Source organism: Ascidiimonas aurantiaca (assembly GCF_037646345.1).
Classification (GTDB): Bacteria; Bacteroidota; Bacteroidia; order Flavobacteriales; family Flavobacteriaceae; genus Ascidiimonas; species Ascidiimonas aurantiaca.
The window spans coordinates 124,401-147,756 of record NZ_JBBEWR010000010.1; the positions used below are offsets into that span (position 1 = coordinate 124,401).

Here is a 23,356-nt window from a genome sequence, read left to right on the forward strand (position 1 = left end):
AGCCCAATTATAAAAACAAATGTATCATGTGGCCAGAACGAAAAAAATGATAAAAGTCAGTTACTGGAATCCTTTTATCATTCTACTTCTTCCAAAGCAAGAATATCGAGTACTTTTATAGTTCTTCCTTCAATCTCAATTAAACCTTCTTTTCGCAGTGAAGATAAGGCGCGAATAAGGCTCTCAGTGGCAATTCCGGCTACTCCTGCTAAATCACTTCTGGAAATTTTTATACCTTCCTGTTGCCTTTCTTTTAATTTATCAACAAATTTTAAAATAGTATGGGCTGTTTTTTTTCTTACAGAACTATACGCCATGCGTAGAAGTTGTTCTTTTACATCTGAAAGGTTATCGGTAATATAATTAATAAGTTCGAGTGTTACGCTGTGATTTTTATCAAGGATCTCTTTCAGTGTCTCTTTGGAAAGCCTGTAAAGTTTTGCATTCTCTAATGCGGTGGCAGATTCAAGATTGGGTGAATTATATGCGAAGCTGGTATATCCAAAAATATCACCTGCTTTATACAAACCTGTTATAAGTTCTTTTCCGTATTCATCAAGACGGTGGTTTTTGATAACTCCGCTTTCAACCAGATACAGATAATTGGCATTACTGCCTTCATTGTAAATCTCACTACCTGCCATATACTCTTCCACATCGGCTTCGGTCTTGAAAAACTCTTTGAGATCATCCAGTCCTTTCATATCTGAAGCATCTGTATCTTCCCCGGCAGTTGCTCTTTCATGCTCCATTAAAATAGCCGATTTAGCCATGCGGCTTTCAATAGCGCTAATAAGTTCTTCTTCTTCAAACGGCTTGGTGAGATAATCATCTGCCCCCATATCCATTCCTTTACGAATGTCCTTATGTTCTGTTTTGGCAGAAAGAAATATGAATGGGATAGCTTTGGTCTTACTGTCTCCCGAGAGGGTTTCCAGGACTCCGTAACCGTCCATTTCGGGCATCATAATGTCACAGACAATGATATCGGGAAATACTTCACGTGCTTTTTCAACACCTTTCTTTCCATTTGAAGCTGTTACTACTTCATAATCTGATAGCTCAAGGAGTTCTGCGGTATTTTCTCTTAATACTGGATCGTCCTCAATCAACAATATTTTTTTCATCGGTGTGCTGTTGTTTTAAAAGGGGGATTTGCACTACAAAGGTGGTACCTACATTTTCTTTGCTCTTAAAATAAATGCTACCTCCCAGGTTTTCCAGGTGACCCTTTACAATGTTAAGACCTATACCTGTTCCCTGGTTGAGAGAAGCATTTTCGGCCCTGAAATACCTTTCGAAAATATGTTTCTGATCTTTTTCGGGAATTCCAATACCCTGGTCTTCTATCCTAAAAGAAACGATATCTTCACTACGCTCAATTACAATTTTGATCGTTGTCTCTTCAGAAGAATATTTTATGGCATTGCGAATAAGATTTGAGAGTATTAAAATTAGTATTTTTTCATCAAACTCTAATGAAATATTGTCAATGTTTTCCGGGTATTTAATGCGTTGTCCGCTTTTGAGAAGCATATTGGCATCGTAAATTACTTCATTGAGTACCTTACTGAGATTAAAAGTAGAGAACTTATAATTTACTTTACCGGAATCTATACGTTCTACTGATAAAAAGTCGTTGAGAATATCATTGAGATGATGTACTTTATTGGCAATGGTTTCGAGATGTTTTCGCTGTTTTTCTTCCTGCCCCATTCCCATATATTTATCTACAAGCCGGGAGGAAGTGAGTATTCCGGTTAACGGTGTTTTGAATTCATGTGAAACTAAGGAAAGAAACTTGGTTTTTAGGTCATTAAGCTCTTTCTCTTTACGAAGAGATTCCAGCGCATGTGATTCTGCTTTTTTTCTTCGCTCTACTTCTTTTTTAAGTTCTGCTACATATTTACGTAATTCGGAGGTTCGCAGTTTTATTTTATCTTCCAGTCGCTCATTGAGCTCCATAATGCGCTGCTCGGTCTCTTTTCTAAGAGTAATATCTACCAATAGAGCGAGTACATACGTTTTTCCATAAATAGAAAAAGGTGCCAAACCTACTTCTATAGGGAACTCGAGTCCGCATTTACGCAAACCATACAGCTCACGCCCTTTACCCATTTGCCGTTTTTCGGCATGTTTATAGAAATTATTAAAAAAAGTGCTGTGGCCAAAACGATATCTTTCCGGAATAAGGTCTTGCAACTGCCGCCCTTCCATCTCTCCCGGATCATACCCGAACATTTCATGAGCAGAAGTATTGGTGGCTACAATTTTCTGGCTGTCATCCACCATCAACAAACCTTCGGGTATGGCTTCAGATAATGTTAAAAATATATCGTTGCCCGAATGTAACATATGGGTTGCAATTTTTATAGTTTAACCAGGTTTCGCCTTTACGAAAAACACCCTAAGTATTTACAAAAATAACAATAATTACGTTTGCAATGATTTTCGTCATTGTTAAAAATGACATGCTCTTCTATTTTTGCTTAAACTCAAAACCTTATGAAAGGAAACTTACACTTAGGAAAGGTATCAGGTATCAAAATTCAGGTACATTGGACCTTTTTGTTCATTATTATATGGATTGTTTTTATTGATTTGAGAGGTGGTGGTAATTTACAATCCTCTCTGATAAGTGTAGCTTTCGTAATGGCTATTTTTGCATGTGTGGTTTTACATGAGTTGGGCCATGCACTTACTGCCAAAAAGTTTAATATAAAAACACGAAAGATCACATTACTTCCTATTGGAGGAGTAGCCATGCTTGAAAAAATGCCTGAGAAACCTTCAGAAGAACTGGCAGTAGCCATTGCGGGGCCTCTGGTAAATATAGTCATTGCAGCGATATTACTGCTTTTTATCCCTCTTGGTGATTACTTCAATATGAATGCCGAAGAACTGGAAGGACTTATGGGTTCTATAAGCTTTACCAATTTCTTACTCAATCTTTTTGTCGCCAATATTGTGCTGGTTATTTTTAATATGATACCCGCATTTCCTATGGATGGGGGCCGTGTTCTTCGCGCCTTGCTATCTATGAAAATGAGCCGTTCTGAAGCCACCAATATCGCCGCTAATCTCGGGCAACTATTGTCATTCGGGTTTTTCATCCTGGGAATACTGTATAATCCGTTCCTGATATTGATCGCCCTTTTTATCTTTTTAGGAGCTGCGGGAGAAAATAAAATGGAACAGCAACTGTCACTCATAAAAGATTACCAGGTAAAAGACGCCATGCTTACCAACCTTACTTTCCTTACCCCTCAAACCCAAATTAAAGAGGTGGTTGAACTGCTTATTGCAGGAGTAGAAAGAGATTTCCTTGTTACTGAGGCAGGCCATACACTTGTAGGTGTTTTACATTATAATGACCTGATAAAAAATGTGAAAAATCAGGAAATGTCCATAGACAGTATTATGGATACCCAATACCGTGTTCTTGAAGCATCAGCTCCGTTAAGAGATGCTCTGGAAACTATAAATCGTGAAAAACGAAAATTTATTCCTGTATTTGAAAACGGAAAACTTACCGGCGCTATAGACCTTACCAATCTGAGTGAATTTATTCTCCTTCGCTCAAATTTATTGCCTCAGGTGAACTAACCGGGAAATACATAGCCGCCAGAAAGTAATCTTTCTTAATTGCCGGTATCCTTCTGCTTTATGACTTTGCTCATATGCCAGTTTTTTCATTTGGCTTTATTTTGAAGTGTTTTTAAATATATAGTAATTGTGAGATCCTTTATAATCATTTTTGTCTTTGTAATGGTCACATCTTGTAGTAATTCAGACAACAAGATACTTCCTCAAAAAACCATGTTAACCGAATCTGTATATACATCTGTAACTATCCAACCTGATAGTCTTTACAAAGTATATGCTGCCGTGGGGGGTATTCTGGATCAAAACCTGGTTGAAGAAGGGGATCTGGTTCAAAAGGACGACCCGCTCATACAGATTATTAACAGCACCCCCGAATTAAACCAGGAAAACGCCAAACTTGCCTACGATCTCGCTAAAGAGCAATATCAGGGAAGTGCTGCCATACTGAGCGAACTGGAAGACCAGATCCAGGCTGCATCACTAACTTTAAAAAATGACTCTATAAATTACTTTCGGCAAAAAAACCTTTGGCAACAAAACATAGGCTCAAAAATAGAATACGACACCCGAAAACTGGCTTTTGAACTTTCCCAGAATAATTTACGCCTGCTCAACAGCCGTTACCAGCGCACCAGGCAGGAACTGGAAACACAATTAAGACAGGCTGAAAATAATTACAAAACCGCTCTCATAAATACAGGCGATTTTACCGTTAAGAGTAAAATAAACGGAAAAGTATATGCGCTACATAAAAACCCGGGAGAGATCGTATCATCGGCCGAACCTCTGGCCGATGTGGGCTGTGATGATACGTTTGTCATTGAAATGCTGGTAGATGAAGTAGATATTGTGAAGCTTACGCTGGGATTAAAAGCATTAATCACTTTAGATGCATACAATTCTGAGGTTTTTGAAGCACAGATCAGTAAAATCTATCCTAAAAAGGATGAGCGTTCCCAGACTTTTAAAGTAGAGGCTGTTTTTATACGGGCACCAAAGGTTTTATACCCCGGTCTGGCCGGTGAAGGAAATATTATTATTGCTAAAAAAGAAGAAGCCCTTACCATACCTAAAGAATATTTAACCGAAGATAACCACGTCCTTACCGAAAAAGGAGAACTAAAACCCGTAACTATTGGCCTGCAAAGCCTCGAAAGAGTGGAAATTCTTGAGGGTATTGATGCAAAAACGTATTTAAGAAAACCAGAAAAATGATCAACTGGAAAGTAATACTTACCATAGCCAAAACCCATTTGGTAACCAAAATGAAATCTACAGTTACCGCTTCCTTAGGGGTTACTTTCGGTATTGGCTCCTATATTACCTTGGTAAGTTTTATGACGGGCCTTAATCAAATGCTTGATGACTTAGTACTTAACCAGACACCTCATGTACATATTTATAATGAAATTGAGCCTTCTGCAAAACAACCTGTCTCGCTTTATGACGAATTTGAAAATGCGGTGAATGTGGTACACTCTATCAAACCAAAACAAAGCCAGTTAAAAATACACAATGCACTTCCTATGTTGCATTACTTAAGGAAACATCCTGAAGTGAAAGGCGCCACTCCTCAAACACGTGCTCAGATATTTTATTTATCCGGTTCCATAGAACTGGGGGGCAACCTTACCGGAGTGGATATCATGGAAGAAGTACAACTGTCTAATATTCAGGATTACATTGTTTCAGGGACCCCTGAAGAGCTTCGCAATAATGAAAACGGGATACTTCTGGGAGCAGGACTGGCCAAGAAAATGTCTTTACAAATGGGAGATCGCGTTCAAATAAGTACCGTAAAAGGAGATATTTTTCCATTAAAAATAGTGGGGATTTACCAGAGTGGTATTGCTGAAGTTGACAATGTACAAAGCTTTGCCAATCTAAAAACGGTACAGCGTATTCTGGGAGAAGCCGAAAATTACATTACTGATATAAACATTAAATTGCTTGACATCAATCAGGCTCCTAATATGGCAGACCGGTTGGAACGCCAGTTTAACGTAAAAGCCAAAGATATTAACGAAGCCAATGCGCAGTTTGAAACCGGAACCAATATCCGTAACCTGATAACGTATGCTGTTTCCATTACCTTACTTATCGTTGCCGGTTTTGGTATCTACAATATCCTCAATATGCTCATTTATGAGAAAATGAAAGATATTGCCATACTTAAAGCAACAGGGTTCTCAGGCACAGATGTTCAGCTCATATTTATGAGCCAGGCAATGATCATTGGCGCAATTGGAGGGGTTTTGGGCTTAGCCATAGGGTATGGACTGTCCAGACTTATTGATAATGTAGCTTTTGAAACAGATGCCCTCCCCACTATTGATACCTATCCCATTAATTACAATATATGGTATTATGTAATTGGTATTTCATTTGCCCTGTTCTCTACCTTTGTAGCAGGGTATCTGCCTTCCAGCAAAGCCAGAAGTATAGACCCCGTAAGAATAATAAGAGGAACTTAGCAGTTAAGCCCGTTGGTGTATGAATGATCTTGTTTTAGAAACCAGAAATATAAATAAATACTTTAAGAAGCCCGTTTTATTTCATGTATTGAAAAACATAACTTTCAATATTAAAAAAGGAGAGTTTGCTTCTATTATGGGAAAATCAGGGTGCGGCAAATCTACTTTACTCTATATTCTCTCTACTATGGATACTGACTATGAAGGGGAGCTCTATATTAACCGGGAGCTTATTACCGGGAAACCGCACCAGGAACTATCAAGGATACGCAATAAACACATAGGGTTTGTTTTTCAGTTTCACTACCTTCTTTCAGAATTTAGTGTTCTTGAAAATGTGATGCTGCCTGCTAAAAAGCTGGCAGAAAAATCAAATGAAGAAATTGAGCATGATGCCATGAAAAAACTAGACATGCTTAATATTGGGCATCTCGCCCAAAAAAGAGCTTCCAGAATCTCAGGAGGCGAAAAACAACGAGTTGCCATAGCCAGAGCCCTTATTAACAACCCCGCTATACTCATGGGAGATGAGCCCACCGGAAACCTGGACAGTCACAATGCAGAAAATGTTTTTAACATTTTTAAGCAACTGAAAGAAGAAGAAGGTCTTTCTCTTCTGGTTGTAACCCATGATAAGGATTTTGCCTCAAGAACAGACCGAACCATTATCATGGGAGATGGGGAGATCCTACGATCCTAACGAATAATTACGTTTTGTGATCAATGCTTTTCTTTTGGAAAACTTACAAGAGGAATGTGAACACTGGCTTCCATTTTTTTTACCAGATCCCGCTGAAAGAGCTTTTTCATGAATCCTTTGTTCTTTCTCTCAAGCATTCCTAACATATTTGCTTTCGTATCTGTGATATAATCAGATAACGTTTCATAAATCGCATCAGAAAACAATATCCTGAAAGTAATATGTGGATAATCTACCTGTTGGCCAAGCATCTCCTTAAACCATTCCATCTGGTCTTTGCCTGAATATTCTTCCCTGGTAGAAATATGTACAACATGTATAGAAGCCTCAAAAGGTCTTGCTATTCCGGTGAGTTGTTGTATGGCTCGTATATCGCTTTCCTCAAAAGCGGTGGCATATGCTATTTGAGATATCTCGTTTCGCTCTATATTATTAGGGATTGCCAGAACCGGAATATGCGCTTTGTCTATCAATATTTTGGCAATATCACCCGCAAAAAGTCCCCGGGTAGTGTGTTCATCTTTCATTCCAATCATCATGAGATCTGCATGTATTTCACCGGCTACACTGAGAATGCCCCCTGAAACGGAAGCATGCCGTGTGGTCATACACCGAATGTTCATTTTTCCCAGTTCGTTTCCCAAATGCTTACGACAATACTTCGTTAAAGACTCCTGGTAACTCTCGAAAGACTTATCGTCATCCAAACCTACAGGGCGCAGCCCGGATACCCCTGTAATGGGAATATCATACACATAAAGCACTACCATACTGGCTTCCAGCTTTTTACATAAAAAATAAGCGTATTGTAAAGCGGCGACTGAGTAATCAGTACAATCTGTGGCGTATAAAATAGTTTTCATAGTTTAAGAGATACATTTTAGTGGGAAAACTATGGCTTTCAAATAAAACAAAAAATGACTTAAGTCAGGAAGGAATTTTTCCAGTGATCAAAACAGCAGAAAATGAAAACTTTTTAAGTATGCAACCGGCCCGATACATTAAAGCTGAGTAATGGAATGTTTACATTAGCCTGCATACGTTTTATAAGTTTTTTTTGAAATAAATATTTCCAAACATCCTCATCTTTTTTAAACAACATGGCCAGCATACCGGCATCTACATCATTTAAATACAGGCGAAGCCTTTCGTAAACATCCTGTGATCGTATTACATCAAAAAGTACATTTTCATAATTTATTCTCTGTTGAAATCGCCATTGAAACCAGTGGGTACGTTCGCGGGTAGTAACATCAGAACCCGAAGCAATATGCACCACCCGGATTTTTGCTCCGAAAGGTCCGGCAATTTCTACCAGTTTTTTTAAACAGTAAAAATCTTCTTCCTGATAATTACTGGCATAGACAATAGTATCTAATGTATTCATTTTATAATTGGAAGGCACTGCCAAAACCGGGTATGAAGATCTCTCAAAAAGGTTTTGTGTTACATTACCCATAAAAAGGTTCTTCAAACTATTCTTACCACGCATACCCACTATTATGATACCTGATTGCATGTGACCGGCTTTTTTCAATATCCCTTTAAATACCGATGAATGAAGTTCCGGTTCAATACTAATACCAAACGTATTATTCTCTATAGTCATCGGGTCATTTACAGTAAGCTTAAAAAAATTGATTAATGATTTTTGGTGTTCCTCAAAAACAGAAACTCCATCTTCGGGAAAGTCTTCCCGGGTTTTAGATATCCTGCTTTCCGGAAAAATATGCGTAATTACCAGTTTGGATTCCAGTTTTTTACAAAGTACACATGCATACCTAAGCCCTGCAGCAGAGTTCCGGGAATAATCGGTAGCAAATAATACTGTATTCATTATAATAATTACGTAAGATACTATATACGAAACTACGTAACCCAAAAGAGCACTCCTATGACTAAAATCATATACTTCGTTTCCTGCAAACTGACAGAAATCATTTTAGCTACCCCAACCACATACTATTTTTGGTATTGTACACCGCGTATTTTAACTTAATTATAAACAAGCAAATACATGGTTTGACAAGGAAAACCCTTAAAGACCCAATGTATTTTAAAACTCAAAAGCATGGAAAATTATAGAATTCGTTCAAGAAGACCCGACCATAAGTATCAAGCTTCATGGGAAGAATTATATACATTAACCCGTCACTGGGAATCGAATATGGATTTCTACAAAGATGAACTTCGTTTTTTACAACGACTTATTAATAAATACCTCCTGTGGATCTCTAAAGATAACAACCTTAATCTGGTACGTAAAACAGAGCAGAAACTTTCTTCTGTAAACAAGAGTTGTAGCGAGCTTCGGGAAAAAATAGGTAAACACCTTACACGTATGGTGTATCTTATGGATAACCCGAACCGTGGTTTTGAAATACTGCTCAGGTCTGAACATGAATATCTGGAAGAGTCTATGTCTAAACTCGCTAAAATGTTTAGAAACAGCCGTAAAGAAGTTTTTGCTGTTACCGAATATGTGATTGATAACGAGCAACTGGAAGGGGTTTTATCTACATCTTAAAATAATAATTTTTAAATAACCGAACACCATGGGACAAATTGCCACCTCCGAAAGACAAATAACACTATACTACAGTTCTGATTCTAAAAGAGCCAAACAAACACTTGCATATGCCCATGCAGAAGGTATTGCACTACAGGCTATCGATATCTTAAAAACCCCTCTCACAGGAACCCAGATCGCTGAGATCGCACAAAGACTGAATATGCCCATTGAAAACCTAGTTAATCAAAACCATCCTTCTTACTCTTCAAAGTTTAAGCCTCAGGAATTTTCAGATCATGACTGGATAAAAGTAATTCGTAACCACCCTAACATATTAAAACAACCTATCGCAATAAGAGGAGATGTTACTATTCTTATAGAAACACCTACAGACATTATAAAAATTTAGTAGTTCTGTAATCGGGAAAGGCAGGCAGGTGATACTATTAAATTATACTGCCTGTCTTTTTTTTTCTGGTATTAACCAATATAAAAACCTGTAGAATACCTTTATAAACGGAAGAAACATTAAAACACTGAGTATGCTGAACAAAACATGCCCATTGGCAATTTGCCGCTGTAGAGGTGCATTACCCGAAATAAAAGATACCATTTTTACCAGATAATCAAAAAACAACAGTCCTGCCAGGATAGGCACCAGATTGAATATAAGGTGAAAAACACCAGCTCTTACTGCATCACGTCTCCCTCCTATTACCGCCAACAACGTATCTGAACAGGTTCCCAGTTCTGCCCCCAACATAACCGAGAGCGCAGTACCCAACTGTATAAACCCCTGTTTTGACAACACAATAATCATACCCATAGTGGCACTGGAAGATTGTATGATCAATGTAATAAGTCCTCCTGCCAGCGCACCTGTAACCGGGTTATTGATCTGTAAAAGCCTTTCTTCCAGAAAATCACTCCCTTTTAAAGGAGCTACTGAAATTTCTAACAGATGGAGCCCAAAGAACAACATGCCAAAATACAACAACAGCTTTCCGGCCTTTTTGTATTTTGCCGAGGCAAATACCCAAATAACGAAGCCTATCACCATAGGTATTACTGCATACTTACCAATACTGAGGGCTATTAACTGACTGGAGAACGTCGTACCAATATTGGCCCCCATAATAATGCCCATAGCCTGATGAAAATTCAAAGTACCTGCATTAATAAAAATAATCACGAGAATGATCACTGCCGAAGATGAATCCAGTACTATGGTAACCAAAGTACCAATACCAATTGCCATAAAAATATTGCCCGTGTATCTGGCTATCATTTTTTCTGCCTTCTTAGAGAACATGCCTCTCAAGGTATCAGACAGGTTTTTAATGGCATATAGGAACAGTACCAACCCTCCCACCAGTAGTGGTAAAACCGAAGATGTAAGAGATGATCCCAAAATACCGTGTTTGAAAGTAGTTAATTCATAAAACCTACTTTGTCTTTTAAAGCAGGTAACTCCCATTTGATCATTTCTTTAAGAAAACCATCTACTTTCTCTAAAATAAGATCTTCTGTAATGTCAACAGGTGTGTATATACCCATTTCAAGGCTCGATTGTCCCGAAGAATTATTTTTAAAATCAGGAAAAAGAAGAAATACCTCTATATCACCACTATAAGATTGTGAGAATACAAGGGCACCTCCCTTCATAAACTGATAAGATGGTATGAGATCTGCCTTTTCTGAAATGGCAGTAGGGAACGAATCAAACCCAATATTAACGGCTTCATTATTGTACAGCCAGCTAAGTTCCTGTACACGCCAGCCTATATCGTAACGGGCCGCTACAGCACGAAGCGTCATTGAGATTTTATCTTTAACCGATGATCGCCAAAGTAGTTTTTTATCGACAACCGTTGCCAAAGACGCTTTGTATTCATCCACACGTTTGTTAAGATCCTCTATTTCCATTCTTTGGTTTTTAGCGCTTTACGATACATAGCTTTATTATTCTTTTTGTGATTTTTTTTGCTCTTTTTCAAGCTTTCTAAAATATCTTCTGAAAAGGAAGTTTTCTCTCATTGCTTCCATATTTGTATTAAAACGAGCAGTACCTTCTTCTACATTCTTCATTGTATTTTGTAAACTCCTTACAAAAAGTGTATCGGTAGTAAGAAAATGCAGGGCCCCTTCTCCCTTACTGAGCCGGTTGACCATATACTGCAAACTGTCTGACATATGGCTTATGGAAGCCCCTGATGTTTCCAGGTGATCTATTATAGTTTTTACTTTTTGCCCGTACAAAGAATCTTTTAGCAGTATGCCGGCAACACTCTGTTCAGAATTCATACCTTCAACAAATTTGTTGAGTTCGCGCAGGGTGGTCTGGGCATCACGACTTGCTACTTTAAGGTTCCTTATGGTTTTGTAAAGATCCTCGGCCATCACCGTGTCATTCAACAGTCTGCCCAAGGTACCTTTACCCTGAACAAGAGATCGGGTTACTTTAAGAAGGTCTGCCGTGAGTATTGCTGCATTCTCATTGGTAACATTTAGCGTACTCAACATATCTTCTGTACCTATACGGCTATAGCTGGTAATTTCATCCCCTTCATTTACTGGTGGGGACATGTATTTACCAGGTATAATGTTTACGATCATATTACCTACCAGCCCGTCAGACCCTATGGTAGCAATAGCATCTTTCTTAATGTAAGGCTGCATTTTTTGTTCGATGGCCATATCTACACGTATCACCGTATCCTGTTCCATATGAATGCCTTTTACAGTACCAACATGTATTCCTGAAAAACGTACATTGTTACCAGGCTGTAACCCGTTAACATTGCTAAAAACAGCACTAATGGTAAAGGTTTTATCAAAAATGTTCTGATTATTACCTATGAGGTAAGCGGCTACTACTAACAAAACCGTTCCGGTTACTACGAAAATGCCCAGTCTTATTTTCTCTGATGTTGTTCTGGTCATAGTTATTTATTTAAAAAAGGCTTTTACTTTGGGGTCTGTTGCCTTTGATAGTTCTTTAAAAGTTCCTTCTGCATAATTAGTTCCATCTACCAGGAGTATCATGCGATCTGATATTACTCTTGCACAATCTACATCATGGGTAATGATTATAGAGGATGTTTTATACTTTTTCTGTATGCGTATCATTAGTTCTATGATCTCTTTCGAGGTTATAGGGTCCAGACCACTGGTGGGTTCATCATAAAGAATAATACCTGGTCTCATAATAAGTGTTCTTGCCAGCGCCACTCTTCTTTTCATTCCTCCTGAAAGCTCAGAGGGCATAAGGTCTATAGCGTGTATGAGGCCAACATTTTCCAATGCTTCCTGCACCCGTTCGTTTACCGAAAGACCATCTGTCATTTTTTCTGCATGTCTTCTTAACGGGAATTCGAGATTTTCTCTTACCGTCATAGAATCGTAAAGGGCACTTCCCTGAAAAAGAAAGCCTATATGCGTTCTTAGTTTATCCAAAGCTTCTCTCGTAAGTTGGGTAATGTCATTTCCCATAACATGAATAGTACCGCTATCGGCCTGTAAAAGCCCTACCAGACACTTGATCATAACTGACTTTCCGGAACCTGATTTACCCATGATTACAAGGTTTTCGCCCTCATACAGCTCCATACTAAACCCTCTAAGTACGTGATTGTCTCCAAAGCTTTTTTGAAGATTGCGTATTTGCATCACTATTTTAGGTGAAGTCCTGTCTGAACTCTCTGTATGTTTAGATGTTGCTGTTGTCATAATTCATAAAAAATATCTGATATGAATACCGCTACAAAATCCAGAATAAAAATAAGCATGGAGGCCATAACTACTGCTGTATTGGCCGCCATACCTACACCCTGGGTACCTTTTTTACAATAATACCCCTTGAAGCAACCAACAAGGCCAATAGCAAAACCAAAAAAAAATGTTTTTACCGTTGCCGGTATCAGATCTCCGTATTCCAGGGCATTGAATACCTGGTTGAAATAGAGTGTAAAAGAAACATCGCCTTTATAGTGCTCAACCAGGAACGACCCGTAAAGAGCCAAAACATCACCAAAAACCACCAGAAGAGGTATCATAAGAGTTGTTGCTACTATGCGGGTTACTACCAGGTATTTAAAAGGGTTAGTTCCTGAAACCTCCATAGCATCAATTTGCTCTGTAACACGCATTGATCCCAATTCGGCACCAATACCTGAAGCTATGCGTCCTGCGCAAATAAGCGCAATTACCACCGGGCCAATTTCTCGTACAATTGAGATCCCTACCATAGATGGCATCCAGGATACGGCACCAAATTCCTGAAGTGTTGGACGCGTTTGTAAAGTAAGCACCAAACCAATTATAAAACCGGTTACTCCTACCAGGGTCATAGAACGGTTGCCTACCTGATAACACTGTCGGAGTAACTCTTTAAACTCAAAAGGAGGCCGAAAAGCTTCTTTCAGGAAACGTCCGGCAAAAAATGCCAGTTCTCCAGTCTCTAATAAAAACTGTTTTACCCGAGCTGTTATTTTAAGTGTTGTTGCCATACCTGAAAAGCCTGAAAAGGCATATCATGTTCAAATATAGAATAGTTACCACCTCATAAAAATGATTAAAGTCATGTAGCAGAAATGACAATTATCATTTCTGCCTTAACACTTGCATACTAATTTTGGTATTCTTAATTCTTTTTTAATGAAAACCGAAGCCATTTTTAACGAAGACCTCCACTTCGAACACGAGCAATGGAGAAGGGAACTTTTGTTCTGGGAAGATGAATTAAAGTTTTTCCAAAAAAGACTGGAAGAACTCATAAAGCGATGGACCGGTTCGGAGGTCTTATCTGAAATTGAGCAGTATCAGAACCATTTTTTTATTCATAGTACGAAAATAGACGAATTAAAAGAGGGCATCCACGGGCATGAAATGAACATGGCCGCTCACGAACGAGCTCATGAAGTTGTTCTGAATCGCGAACATTTCAAACAGCATTTGGAACACCGTGAGAAAATGGATACTCAAAGAGATATGTACAATGACCTTAAAAAGCGTTTTTTTCGATTTTTATCAAAAAACATGTAATTTGCCTTTTCTGGTTTAGCCAGGATATCATAATTTGCTATGAAAAGAAAAAACCATTTGGGAAACTCACACTATCTAAGCGAGGAAAAGTCTTTTTTAGAAGGCCCCAGAAATCGATTTAAAGAGCTTTGGTTTACTTTTAAAGTACAATATAGTTTCATAAAAGCCTTTAGAAAATTACACTTTATAGGCCCCTGTGTTACTGTGTTTGGCTCTGCGCGGTTTGAAAATGACAATCCGTATTACAAACAGGCCGAGGCTGTAGGCAAAACGCTAACAGAAATGGGGTTTACGGTAATGACCGGGGGTGGCCCCGGCATCATGGAGGCTGCCAATAAGGGAGCATACCTCAACGGCGGCTATTCTGTAGGGTGTAACATCATACTACCCCAGGAACAACACGCTAATCCTTTTTTGCACAAGTGGATCGATATTCCTTATTTCTTTGTACGCAAGTTTCTGTTAATGAAGTACTCCTATGCTTTTGTAGTGATGCCCGGAGGTATTGGTACTCTTGATGAATTATTTGAATCACTTACCCTAATTCAAACCAAAATCATTAATCACTTTCCGGTTATACTCTTTGGTAAAGCATACCATAAAGAATTATATGAACACATCCAGCTAATGGCAGAAAATGAAAGTATCGCGCCCGAAGATATGGATCTGCTGTTCATGACAGACTCTGTTGAGGAAATGAGAGAACACCTGCATGAGCATGCTGTAAGAAAATTTGGGTTGGTGAAAAAACCTATAAAGACACGCTGGTGGCTTGGAGAATTCAAGAATAATATACCGGTAAGTACCAACCTCAATAAATAAAATTATTTTAAACCGGAAGAAGGGAGGGGTAAGTAAATCAGGCGCCTTATGAAATGCTTTTCACAATCAAAAGATAACATCTTCTATATCTTTTCTTTTTGAAAATGACACCCGGTCTGCATATCCTATTCTAAGTAAAATATTAGGGTATTCTTTATCAATAGGCAAAACATCCCGCATTTCTTCTACCAACCTGTCAACCTCACAAGGCAAATTAATATAGGCATGGGCCATTCCCATCTTGGTAGAGAGCAGTAAAAAACGTTCAAGGGTAACTCCGAGCAATATCCATGCCTTCTCATTCTGCTCTTGTGTGCTAAACAAAATAATGTGTGATGAAGAATTTATTTTTTCCATGTCGGCCACCGTTTGCCTGTGTGCATTTATAAAGCCTTTGGCCAGGGATTTACCCATAAACTCGGGCATAGGAGGTGTACCCATAGCTTTGTATGAGAGGCCGTCTTTAGACTCAGAGGTGTCTTTAGGGTTAAAGCGCATCCAGTCTAACAATTCTTTTTTATACTCAGGGTCCTGCATTCGTATGGAATTGGCCCTTGCGAGAAAATCTGTGATCATTTCAAAATGCTCATTACTCCTTCTAAACGCATGAATACCTGTGTTCCCTTCCCTGCGTATAGATAAAAGTGTTTTTATATTTTCGGGTGCAATGTGTACCTTATCATATACACTGCGATTGGTTTGGCGCAGTTCTATACTGCTAAACAGTTCGTGTATGCTAACACTGCCCGAAGAGGTTAATGCTACTTTTATAATAAATGTATTATTATATGTCTGTACAATACGATAGGCTACCTCATAATTAAACTCATGTGCTGCAATAACAAGATTTTCAAGAGCACATCCCAGGCTTATGTACAGTTCCCGGTTAAGAGGATCGGTAGCCGGAAGTGCGCGATCCAGGTCTGGATGTATTTCGATCCCTTCTTCTGTAACCTTAAATTTCCAGGGTTGTGTGTTGTGTCCTGAAGGAGCTTTAACTGCAAAGTATATTAAATGTTTCAACTCGTTTATTCTTGAGCTTTTCTCTTTTTCCATACAAAATTCTTTTAACTTACGTTATCCTTTCCACTGGTTTGCTTTTAAGTGTTTCACAGGTAGCACGATAGCCTATGTCAAATATCAGGTCTATATGGGTATTGTTAAAAACACTGTATTTACCCAGTTCAGGCGGATTGATAACCACATCGCACATGGCAAACTTTTGTTTCGAGTCATGAAACATTCTTAAATGATATGCTCTTTCAAGAATATTATAAAAGTTATTGAGCCTTCGCGAGCTCATATTTTTCAAAGGGCTTACATCTACACCGTAAATAATATCACAGTTGTTTTGTAAAGGAGCTACAGGAAAGTTATCTAATATGCCTCCGTCGGCATAAAGCACCCCATCCATGGTTACCGGTGAGAATACTCCGGGAAACGAAGCAGAAGCCAGCAGGGCAGGTATCAACTCCCCTTTTTTAAAAATAGTGATTTCTCCGGCCGATAGATTCGTAGTTGTAACAAACAACTTCTTTTGCAGCGCTTCAAATTTATTATGCGGAAAATATCCTTTCAGAAAATCATAAAAACTATCAGTATCAACAAAACCGGGTTTTCGACGGGAAAATCTTGATAAAGTGAAAATCTTGACTTTGCGAAAAAACTCCAGCATTTCCTGATAACTATTCCCATTTGCATAGAGTGCCCCTACTAATGCTCCGGCACTGGTACCTGAGATCACTTCAGGAAAAACACCATGCTCTTCCAGAGCTTTAATGACCCCTATGTGTGCGACACCTCTGTACCCGCCGCCAGATAGTACCAGTCCTGTAGTAGTCTTTAAGCTCATTACCTCATAGTTTTCAGGTTACACCGATATTTTGCCGTTACTAATAGGTTTAACCGGATACTCTTTAAATATCCTTTTTACGGTTTCTTCTATTTTTCTTTTCAGCTTTTTGGGAGAAGCAGACAGGCTCTTTACCATAGAAGACTGCCAGATCACCTGATTTTTTTCCAGGTCAGATACATAAATCACCAGGGTCTCTTCAGTATAGTTATACGTTTCTATTCTACAGGCAGCCCAATAAGAGTATTCAGACTCGTCAAAACAATTGGATACGGAAAACTCTTCATCTCTTATAACAAAACGAAATCCTACCTGCAATTCAGGTTGCGAAGCATTTGCCACATACCCTCTGGCCTCCATTTCTGCTTCTATGGCTTCCTTAATAAGGTTTCGGTTAAAATCATTGTCATATTCCGGGTACCTGCTGTTCTCTATGGTCATATCCTCCATACAGAAAGTATAGGTCTTATAATCATTAAAATCTATATCAGGATCATGGTCTGCTACTATTTTTGCACTGGAACAACTCAGCATAAAAGTGCCTATTGTAAGAAAAAAGAAAGCTTTAAAAATTTTATTCATGGTTTTCATTTTTACATTCTTATATGGTACTCCCTACGGTTTCGGCAGTAATTTCATTAGGGGAAACGGTTCCTTTTTGCCAACACTCCAAATTAAAAAAAGTAGTTCTGGCAATATTACTAAGTGCCTCATGTGTTAAGAACGCGTGATGAGACGTAATGAGCACATTGGGCATTTCTATGAATTTTTTTAAAATGGCATCATCGATCCCCTTTTCGGAAAAATCTCTGAAAAAAAAGCGATGCTCATATTCATATACATCCATACCCAGCGCGGCAATATGACCATTTTCAAGTGCCTGCAATACATGTTCAGAATGAATGACTGCCCCCCGGGCCGTATTAATGATAATTACCCCTTTTTTCATTTGGTTAATTAGCCTTTCATCAATAAGGTGATGGGTAGCGGCTGTTAGCGGAGTGTGAATGGAGATAATATCAGATTTTTGGCAAAGAGAGGGTAAATCAGTATATTCCATATCTAGCTCTTCACTCAACTGCAAATCTTCTTCAATATCATACCCCAGCAACGTACAACCAAAACCTTTCATAATTCGAGCCATGACACTTCCTATATGCCCGGTACCGATAATGCCCACGGTTTTACCGGCAAGGTCAAAACCTTTCAGGCCATCTATTGAGAAGTCGTATTTAGATACCCGTTCATACGAAGGTATAAGCTTTCGGTTTAGTGCCAAAAGCAAACCTACGGCATGTTCTGCAATGGCATTAGGGGAATATGCCGGGACATTGGCCACCTTAATGTTTAATCGGGAAGCTTCATACAAATTTACATAATCGTAACCCGTAGAGCGAAGTGCAATATACTTAACACCACTATCCTTAAGTTTTTTAAGTATCACTGAAGAGGCTTCATCTGCCGAAAAAATAGACACGGCATCATATCCAATTGCCTTGAAAGCTGTTTCTGTTGATAACGATTCCTCAAGAAAAGTAAGGGTCTGACTTTCAGGACAAGCTTTCTCCAGATAAGGGATCTCATATGATTTTGCGCTATATATCAATACTTTCATGAATATAAATTTTAAAGTAGAAACACCGGTATGGCATTTCTAATATGAGACCAAAGGTACATTTGAAAGAAACTTTGATAAATGATTAAAATCAGTTTGCTTCTTTTTGTTCTTTAAGCAGCCGGTCGAGTTTTTGGGTTAGCTTTTCAACATAAAGCGGTACATCGGCAATAACTGATTCTCCGGCAATGGCATCTACATCCTGAATAGTGTACTCACCACTTCCCGAAGTAGTAAGATAAAATATTTTATCTGTGCGTTTGTTGGTCTTTTTTACAAATTCCTGTACAGGTACAGGTGCTTCCCAGGATTCAAAAGTATGAAGTATCACCACCGCATACCAGTCATCTGCTTTTACCTGATAAAGCCCTGAAACATCTATCACCTTAAAAAACACATCGGGAAACTTCTCTGTTATCCCCTTTACTACTTTATCTTTAAATTCGCTTCCTTGAGTAGCAATTAATACTTTTGTTTCAAGATCGGGAGCGTTTATTTCATATGCCTCTACATATTCCATAGAAAATGTGGCATTATACCAGTACAGGAACCCTATTAACAAAGCTAATAGTATGGCAAAAAGGATCCCTATTCGTTTTAGAAGTTTCATTTTTTTAAGATAACAGGCGTTGTTCTTTATCGTGTTTCATGATGGCCATAACTGTAAAATATACATTCTTTTTCAGTTCTTTAAACTCATGAAAAAAGGTATTTGTTTTTACAGTAAGCTCGTTGTGCGTTGCTTTTACTTCTCTCTCTTCATAAGGTTGCTCTACCTGATCCAGTAACACATAAAGGCTGTTTTTATGGTTACCTACGCTTTCGAGTAATTCTGAGCAGTTTTTTTTGCATTTGGTGAGTTTCGCTACCAGTTGTTTTGCGAGCGGAAAATGATCGTGAGAAGAGAGTTTTATAAAATACTCTCCCAGTAAATTGGTGAGAAACTGTTGCTCATCACATACAAAGTTCAATTCGGTAAGCCATTTGCCGGCCTCTTTATAACGTTCTTCGGCACTTTTCCAGTTCATTACATCAAAATTGTGTTCCATGATATATTTTTGTTGTTAGGCAAACAACCCGGACGCGATGTCCGGGTATATGCTGCGCGTTTTTAAGAAACTTCAATGGTTTTTGAAGGTTGAGATACTTCTGTGCTTTTCTTAAACAGTTTCATTCTCAACACCCCGTTATCGTAAGAAGCTTTTATATCATCCTGTTTTACGTTATCGGGTAATAAAAGCGTACGCTTAAAAGAGTTATAACTAAAATCTTTACGAATGTAATTATCCTCTTTCTGCTCATCGGTCAATGTTTTCTCAGCACTTACGTTTAAATATCCATCTTCAATAGATACTTCAAAATCCTCTCTGGATAGCCCCGGCGCAGCCAGTTCTATCTCATAATCAGTATCGGTTTCTTTTATGTTCAAAGCGGGTTTGTTTTCAAAGGCACGATTGAAAAAATCATCCCTAAAAAAGTTTTCCTTATCAAAAAAATCTGAAAGCTCTGAACTAAACCACGGCGATCTTCTGTTAAATCTAATCAGTGACATAATCTTAGTCTTTATAAGGTTAAACTTTATTTTAAAGCTCTAAAATACTCATAGTTAATGCTTTGAAAAATGACGGAAGTCAGTATTAAAAAAAAAGATACTACACACCTAATAGTAAACTCATATTTATTGCCCTGTATTCATTAACTTAAAAATCTGATTATAGGCCTGAAACACTTATAAAAACGCATGTTTTCAAAAATAGAACAAGTGCATATTAGAAGATATTTTTTATCTTTAATACGTCTTTTTTTTAATTTCTCATTGTAAAAACATCTATTTATGTCCAGTGATCCATACAATGTTCTCAGGAAAATGAAAACCCCCTTCGGAACGCTCCGCTATTGTAGCCTTTCTCAATTAGAAGATCAGGGTTATGCCATAACTAAACTTCCTTTTTCTATACGAATCCTTTTAGAGAATGCTTTGCGCAATTTTGATGGCTTTGCAATAACTAAAGAGCATATAGAAACCCTATTGCAATGGCAGCCGCAGCCGGTTGCCAAAGATGTTCCTTTTAAGCCTGCCAGAATACTTATGCAGGACTTCACGGGAGTGCCCGCCGTAGTCGATATAGCTTCCTTACGAGCCGAAGCTATACGAAAAGGCAAAAAAGCAGATAAAATAAACCCCCTAGTTCCTGTAGATCTTGTCGTGGACCATTCGGTACAGGTAGATTATTTTGGGACCAACTATGCATACCATAAGAATGTTGAGACTGAATATGAGCGAAACCGAGAGCGTTATACATTTTTAAAATGGGCGCAGACCGCTTTTGATAATTTCACAGTGGTTCCACCGGGAATGGGGATCTGTCATCAGGTAAATCTGGAATATCTGGCTAAAGGAGTAATTGCCAGAGAAGGGTATGCTTTTCCTGACACTCTGGTAGGTACCGATTCCCATACACCTATGGTTAATGGCATAGGCGTGGTAGGCTGGGGAGTGGGCGGTATTGAGGCAGAAGCAGCATTACTCGGCCAACCCTTATATTTCATTATGCCCGAAGTAATCGGGTTGCGCCTGTATGGAAAACTTTCCCCGGGTACTACAGCTACCGATATGGTACTTACTATTACTCATTTATTGAGGAGTTACGGCGTAGTTGGTAAATTTGTAGAAGTATTTGGCCCCGGGCTGGATCACCTGAGTATCCCAGACAGAGCCACCATTGCCAATATGTCTCCCGAATTTGGCTGTACAGTAACCTATTTCCCTATAGACGATCAAACTCTTTCCTATATGCGTAAAACCAATCGTCCGGAAGCACAGGTTTCCTTTACCGAACAGTATGCCAAAACCAACATGTTATGGCGGGAAAATGAAGACGCCATTACCTATTCACATGTTTTAGAGCTTGACCTCACCACCGTAAAACCAACCGTTTCAGGCCCTAAAAGGCCTCAGGATAAGATCATACTCAGCAACCTGAATGCTACTTTTAGAACACTGATTAAAAGTGAACACAAAAGAGAGTACCTGACCCCGCCGCACAGAGAGGCTTCCAAACGGTATATATATGGTGATGCGGCTTTAGAAAACACAAATGAACCAGACATAGCTACAGATACTGTTGAAAACACCGTTAAAACCGTTCATATAAAAGTACCGGGCGATGAGTATCCTCTTAGTGATGGCTCAGTAGTAATTGCCGCCATTACCAGTTGTACCAATACATCAAACCCCAGTGTTATGATAGGTGCAGGCCTGGTTGCCCGAAAAGCCAGGGAAAGAGGGATTGATGTATGCCCCTGGGTAAAAACAAGTCTTGCTCCCGGCTCGAAAGTAGTAACCGATTATTTAAAAAGAGCGCACTTGCTACAGGATCTGGAAGCCCTTAACTTTCATGTTGTAGGCTACGGATGTACTTCCTGTATAGGTAATTCGGGGCCTTTACCTCCTCATATCGCCAGAGCGGTAACAGAAAACGACCTGGTAGTTGCGTCTGTACTTTCAGGGAACCGTAACTTTGAAGCACGGGTACACCCACAGGTAAAAATGAACTTTCTTATGTCTCCTATGCTTGTTGTGATTTTTGCTTTGGCAGGCAGAGTGGATATTGATCTCGAAAATGAGCCCCTGGGGTACGACCCTAATATGAATCCCGTATTTTTAAAAGATGTATGGCCTGATGAGGAAGAGATTCACGAGATCATGCGACAGGTAGTAACTGCCGAAGACTTTAAAAAGAATTACGGAGAGATCTTTGAAGGCACTTTGCCCTGGAAAACCCTGAAAGCACCTCAATTAAAAAATTACGAGTGGGATGAACAATCTACTTATATAAAAGAAGCCCCCTTCTTTAAAGACCTGCCACTTACGCCACCAGAACCGCAGGATATCCTGAAAGCACATGCCTTATTGGTTCTGGGAAATTCAGTGACTACAGACCACATTTCTCCCGCCGGAGCTTTTAATGAAAATTCACCGGCAGGTCAGTATCTCCTTGAAAAAGGGGTGGACAGGAAAGATTTTAACTCTTACGGAGCACGCAGAGGGAATGATGAAGTCATGGTAAGAGGTACTTTTGGTAATGTACGTATCAAAAATAAACTTGTCGATCGTGAGGGAGGTTATACCCGATATATTCCTACCGGGGAAGAAATGACCGTTTTTGACGCTTCAAAAAAATACAAAGCTGCAGGTACCCCCTTGATTGTGCTCGCCGGAAAAGAATACGGAAGCGGTTCTTCCAGAGACTGGGCCGCCAAGGGTACCTACCTGTTAGGTATTAAGGCCGTTATTGCCGAGAGTTATGAGCGTATTCACAGAAGTAATCTGGTAGGTATGGGCGTGTTGCCACTGCAATTTATTGAGGGTGAAAATGCAGAAACCCTGGGACTTGATGGTACCGAGACGTTTTCCATAGAGGGCATTTCCGAAGGACTATATCCTTCAAAAACACTCAAAACAACAGCATATCATAGTAACGGGCATACAACTTCTTTTGAGGTAAAAGCAAGACTGGACTCTCAAATTGAGATTACCTATTACAAAAATGAAGGCATACTTCAATATGTTTTACGGCAGTTTTTAAATGATGAAACCAACAGTTCCTAAATTACAGATAATTTCAAAATACAGGGATAACACCCCTCATAACCCCACTTTGAACACCTGCTAAACTTTGATTAAAGAAGTTTACTTCTCCCCTGTTTTTCAATATATTTGGAAAAATTT

At 38.9% G+C, this 23,356-nt stretch carries 25 protein-coding genes; 9 read left to right on the top strand and 16 right to left on the bottom strand.

Features of this window, described 5'->3' with window-relative positions; genetic code table 11:
* Positions 1–77: 77 nt before the first annotated feature.
* Together WAO84_RS11485 and WAO84_RS11490 are read right to left on the bottom strand one after the other, a co-directional pair.
* Positions 78–1,127: a response regulator gene (locus tag WAO84_RS11485; protein WP_340065915.1), complete on the bottom strand. Its 1,050-nt coding sequence runs from the start codon at positions 1,125–1,127 to the stop codon at positions 78–80.
* Positions 1,105–2,355: a PAS domain-containing sensor histidine kinase gene (locus WAO84_RS11490; protein WP_340065916.1), complete on the bottom strand. Its 1,251-nt coding sequence runs from the start codon at positions 2,353–2,355 to the stop codon at positions 1,105–1,107. Before WAO84_RS11490 ends, WAO84_RS11485 begins: the two co-directional genes overlap by 23 nt.
* A gap of 150 nt (positions 2,356–2,505) precedes the next feature.
* Here WAO84_RS11490 and WAO84_RS11495 point away from each other — a divergent pair, with 150 nt between their 5' ends.
* The 4 genes from WAO84_RS11495 (at position 2,506) to WAO84_RS11510 (ending at position 6,780) form a co-directional block, all read left to right on the top strand.
* Positions 2,506–3,606, top strand: a complete 1,101-nt coding sequence (locus WAO84_RS11495) for a site-2 protease family protein (RefSeq protein ID WP_340065918.1) — start codon at positions 2,506–2,508, stop codon at positions 3,604–3,606.
* Between the two features lie 162 nt (positions 3,607–3,768).
* Positions 3,769–4,821, top strand: a complete 1,053-nt coding sequence (locus tag WAO84_RS11500) for an efflux RND transporter periplasmic adaptor subunit (protein WP_340065920.1) — start codon at positions 3,769–3,771, stop codon at positions 4,819–4,821.
* Positions 4,818–6,080: an ABC transporter permease gene (locus tag WAO84_RS11505; protein ID WP_340065921.1), complete on the top strand. Its 1,263-nt coding sequence runs from the start codon at positions 4,818–4,820 to the stop codon at positions 6,078–6,080. The genes WAO84_RS11500 and WAO84_RS11505 overlap by 4 nt, the downstream gene beginning before the upstream one ends.
* Before the next feature lie 19 nt (positions 6,081–6,099).
* On the top strand, positions 6,100–6,780 hold the full coding sequence (locus tag WAO84_RS11510; protein WP_340065923.1) for an ABC transporter ATP-binding protein: 681 nt from the start codon (positions 6,100–6,102) through the stop codon (positions 6,778–6,780).
* 20 nt (positions 6,781–6,800) lie between these two features.
* On the opposite strand, the gene WAO84_RS11515 is transcribed toward WAO84_RS11510, so the two are convergent.
* Positions 6,801–7,643, bottom strand: a complete 843-nt coding sequence (locus WAO84_RS11515; protein WP_340065924.1) for a universal stress protein — start codon at positions 7,641–7,643, stop codon at positions 6,801–6,803.
* A gap of 113 nt (positions 7,644–7,756) precedes the next feature.
* Entirely contained in the window at positions 7,757–8,617 is an 861-nt protein-coding gene (locus WAO84_RS11520; protein WP_340065925.1) for a universal stress protein, read from the bottom strand.
* Positions 8,618–8,851: 234 nt separating this feature from the next.
* Between WAO84_RS11520 and WAO84_RS11525 the strand changes: the two genes are divergently transcribed.
* Both WAO84_RS11525 and WAO84_RS11530 read left to right on the top strand, forming a co-directional pair.
* A complete protein-coding gene (locus WAO84_RS11525) occupies positions 8,852–9,307 on the top strand; it encodes a hypothetical protein (protein WP_340065926.1) in 456 nt (151 codons plus the stop codon).
* A gap of 28 nt (positions 9,308–9,335) precedes the next feature.
* Positions 9,336–9,701, top strand: a complete 366-nt coding sequence (locus tag WAO84_RS11530) for an arsenate reductase family protein (RefSeq protein ID WP_340065928.1) — start codon at positions 9,336–9,338, stop codon at positions 9,699–9,701.
* Positions 9,702–9,743: 42 nt separating this feature from the next.
* Here WAO84_RS11530 and WAO84_RS11535 read toward each other — a convergent pair whose 3' ends face one another.
* Genes WAO84_RS11535 through WAO84_RS11555 form a run of 5 tightly spaced genes read right to left on the bottom strand, consistent with a single transcriptional unit; the run spans position 9,744 to position 13,800 of the window.
* Complete coding sequence (locus tag WAO84_RS11535) at positions 9,744–10,703, bottom strand: Na/Pi cotransporter family protein (RefSeq protein ID WP_340065930.1); 960 nt, start codon at positions 10,701–10,703, stop codon at positions 9,744–9,746.
* A 20-nt stretch (positions 10,704–10,723) separates the two neighbouring features.
* On the bottom strand, positions 10,724–11,218 hold the full coding sequence (locus WAO84_RS11540; RefSeq protein WP_340065932.1) for a hypothetical protein: 495 nt from the start codon (positions 11,216–11,218) through the stop codon (positions 10,724–10,726).
* Positions 11,219–11,254: 36 nt separating this feature from the next.
* Positions 11,255–12,235, bottom strand: a complete 981-nt coding sequence (locus WAO84_RS11545; protein WP_340065934.1) for an MlaD family protein — start codon at positions 12,233–12,235, stop codon at positions 11,255–11,257.
* 6 nt (positions 12,236–12,241) lie between these two features.
* Positions 12,242–12,961 (bottom strand): ABC transporter ATP-binding protein, encoded by a 720-nt coding sequence (locus WAO84_RS11550; protein ID WP_422614487.1) that lies wholly within the window; start codon positions 12,959–12,961, stop codon positions 12,242–12,244.
* A gap of 56 nt (positions 12,962–13,017) precedes the next feature.
* The gene (locus tag WAO84_RS11555; RefSeq protein ID WP_340065937.1) at positions 13,018–13,800 is read right to left on the bottom strand and encodes an MlaE family ABC transporter permease; all 783 of its coding nucleotides are present in this window, start codon (positions 13,798–13,800) and stop codon (positions 13,018–13,020) included.
* Between the two features lie 148 nt (positions 13,801–13,948).
* On the opposite strand from WAO84_RS11555, the gene WAO84_RS11560 reads away from it, so the two are divergent.
* A complete protein-coding gene (locus tag WAO84_RS11560; RefSeq protein WP_340065938.1) occupies positions 13,949–14,335 on the top strand; it encodes a hypothetical protein in 387 nt (128 codons plus the stop codon).
* A 39-nt stretch (positions 14,336–14,374) separates the two neighbouring features.
* A complete protein-coding gene (locus WAO84_RS11565; protein ID WP_340065939.1) occupies positions 14,375–15,157 on the top strand; it encodes an LOG family protein in 783 nt (260 codons plus the stop codon).
* Positions 15,158–15,223: 66 nt separating this feature from the next.
* Here the strand turns inward: WAO84_RS11565 and WAO84_RS11570 are convergent, their stop codons facing one another.
* From WAO84_RS11570 to WAO84_RS11600, 7 genes are all read right to left on the bottom strand, one after another.
* Positions 15,224–16,213 (bottom strand): Acg family FMN-binding oxidoreductase, encoded by a 990-nt coding sequence (locus WAO84_RS11570; protein WP_340065941.1) that lies wholly within the window; start codon positions 16,211–16,213, stop codon positions 15,224–15,226.
* 16 nt (positions 16,214–16,229) lie between these two features.
* Entirely contained in the window at positions 16,230–17,009 is a 780-nt protein-coding gene (locus WAO84_RS11575; protein WP_340065942.1) for a patatin-like phospholipase family protein, read from the bottom strand.
* 18 nt (positions 17,010–17,027) lie between these two features.
* Positions 17,028–17,591 carry a DUF4136 domain-containing protein gene (locus tag WAO84_RS11580; protein WP_340065943.1) on the bottom strand — a complete coding sequence of 188 codons (564 nt, stop codon included), beginning with the start codon at positions 17,589–17,591 and terminating at the stop codon, positions 17,028–17,030.
* Between the two features lie 19 nt (positions 17,592–17,610).
* On the bottom strand, positions 17,611–18,624 hold the full coding sequence (locus WAO84_RS11585; protein WP_340065944.1) for a 2-hydroxyacid dehydrogenase: 1,014 nt from the start codon (positions 18,622–18,624) through the stop codon (positions 17,611–17,613).
* Positions 18,625–18,715: 91 nt separating this feature from the next.
* Positions 18,716–19,234: a hypothetical protein gene (locus WAO84_RS11590; RefSeq protein WP_340065945.1), complete on the bottom strand. Its 519-nt coding sequence runs from the start codon at positions 19,232–19,234 to the stop codon at positions 18,716–18,718.
* Positions 19,235–19,238: 4 nt separating this feature from the next.
* A complete protein-coding gene (locus tag WAO84_RS11595; RefSeq protein ID WP_340065946.1) occupies positions 19,239–19,673 on the bottom strand; it encodes a hypothetical protein in 435 nt (144 codons plus the stop codon).
* A 62-nt stretch (positions 19,674–19,735) separates the two neighbouring features.
* Positions 19,736–20,176 (bottom strand): Hsp20/alpha crystallin family protein, encoded by a 441-nt coding sequence (locus WAO84_RS11600; RefSeq protein ID WP_340065947.1) that lies wholly within the window; start codon positions 20,174–20,176, stop codon positions 19,736–19,738.
* Between the two features lie 282 nt (positions 20,177–20,458).
* On the opposite strand from WAO84_RS11600, the gene acnA reads away from it, so the two are divergent.
* A complete protein-coding gene (acnA, locus tag WAO84_RS11605; protein ID WP_340065948.1) occupies positions 20,459–23,236 on the top strand; it encodes an aconitate hydratase AcnA in 2,778 nt (925 codons plus the stop codon).
* The last annotated feature ends 120 nt before the right edge of the window (positions 23,237–23,356 follow it).

Bases quoted from the DNA above. Each gene is read 5' to 3' on its own strand.
- WAO84_RS11570 (WP_340065941.1), bottom strand. From the start codon at position 16,213: ATGGAAAAAGAGAAAAGCTCAAGAATAAACGAGTTGAAACATTTAATA.
- WAO84_RS11515 (WP_340065924.1), bottom strand. From the start codon at position 7,643: ATGAAAACTATTTTATACGCCACAGATTGTACTGATTACTCAGTCGCC.
- WAO84_RS11520 (WP_340065925.1), bottom strand. From the start codon at position 8,617: ATGAATACAGTATTATTTGCTACCGATTATTCCCGGAACTCTGCTGCA.
- WAO84_RS11540 (WP_340065932.1), bottom strand. From the start codon at position 11,218: ATGGAAATAGAGGATCTTAACAAACGTGTGGATGAATACAAAGCGTCT.
- WAO84_RS11565 (WP_340065939.1), top strand. From the start codon at position 14,375: ATGAAAAGAAAAAACCATTTGGGAAACTCACACTATCTAAGCGAGGAA.
- WAO84_RS11525 (WP_340065926.1), top strand. From the start codon at position 8,852: ATGGAAAATTATAGAATTCGTTCAAGAAGACCCGACCATAAGTATCAA.
- WAO84_RS11560 (WP_340065938.1), top strand. From the start codon at position 13,949: ATGAAAACCGAAGCCATTTTTAACGAAGACCTCCACTTCGAACACGAG.
- WAO84_RS11575 (WP_340065942.1), bottom strand. From the start codon at position 17,009: ATGAGCTTAAAGACTACTACAGGACTGGTACTATCTGGCGGCGGGTAC.
- WAO84_RS11555 (WP_340065937.1), bottom strand. From the start codon at position 13,800: ATGGCAACAACACTTAAAATAACAGCTCGGGTAAAACAGTTTTTATTA.
- WAO84_RS11530 (WP_340065928.1), top strand. From the start codon at position 9,336: ATGGGACAAATTGCCACCTCCGAAAGACAAATAACACTATACTACAGT.
- WAO84_RS11490 (WP_340065916.1), bottom strand. From the start codon at position 2,355: ATGTTACATTCGGGCAACGATATATTTTTAACATTATCTGAAGCCATA.
- WAO84_RS11580 (WP_340065943.1), bottom strand. From the start codon at position 17,591: ATGAATAAAATTTTTAAAGCTTTCTTTTTTCTTACAATAGGCACTTTT.
- WAO84_RS11505 (WP_340065921.1), top strand. From the start codon at position 4,818: ATGATCAACTGGAAAGTAATACTTACCATAGCCAAAACCCATTTGGTA.
- WAO84_RS11510 (WP_340065923.1), top strand. From the start codon at position 6,100: ATGAATGATCTTGTTTTAGAAACCAGAAATATAAATAAATACTTTAAG.
- acnA (WP_340065948.1), top strand. From the start codon at position 20,459: ATGTCCAGTGATCCATACAATGTTCTCAGGAAAATGAAAACCCCCTTC.
- WAO84_RS11495 (WP_340065918.1), top strand. From the start codon at position 2,506: ATGAAAGGAAACTTACACTTAGGAAAGGTATCAGGTATCAAAATTCAG.
- WAO84_RS11550 (WP_422614487.1), bottom strand. From the start codon at position 12,961: ATGCAAATACGCAATCTTCAAAAAAGCTTTGGAGACAATCACGTACTT.
- WAO84_RS11600 (WP_340065947.1), bottom strand. From the start codon at position 20,176: ATGTCACTGATTAGATTTAACAGAAGATCGCCGTGGTTTAGTTCAGAG.
- WAO84_RS11590 (WP_340065945.1), bottom strand. From the start codon at position 19,234: ATGAAACTTCTAAAACGAATAGGGATCCTTTTTGCCATACTATTAGCT.
- WAO84_RS11585 (WP_340065944.1), bottom strand. From the start codon at position 18,624: ATGAAAGTATTGATATATAGCGCAAAATCATATGAGATCCCTTATCTG.
- WAO84_RS11545 (WP_340065934.1), bottom strand. From the start codon at position 12,235: ATGACCAGAACAACATCAGAGAAAATAAGACTGGGCATTTTCGTAGTA.
- WAO84_RS11595 (WP_340065946.1), bottom strand. From the start codon at position 19,673: ATGGAACACAATTTTGATGTAATGAACTGGAAAAGTGCCGAAGAACGT.
- WAO84_RS11500 (WP_340065920.1), top strand. From the start codon at position 3,769: ATGGTCACATCTTGTAGTAATTCAGACAACAAGATACTTCCTCAAAAA.
- WAO84_RS11485 (WP_340065915.1), bottom strand. From the start codon at position 1,127: ATGAAAAAAATATTGTTGATTGAGGACGATCCAGTATTAAGAGAAAAT.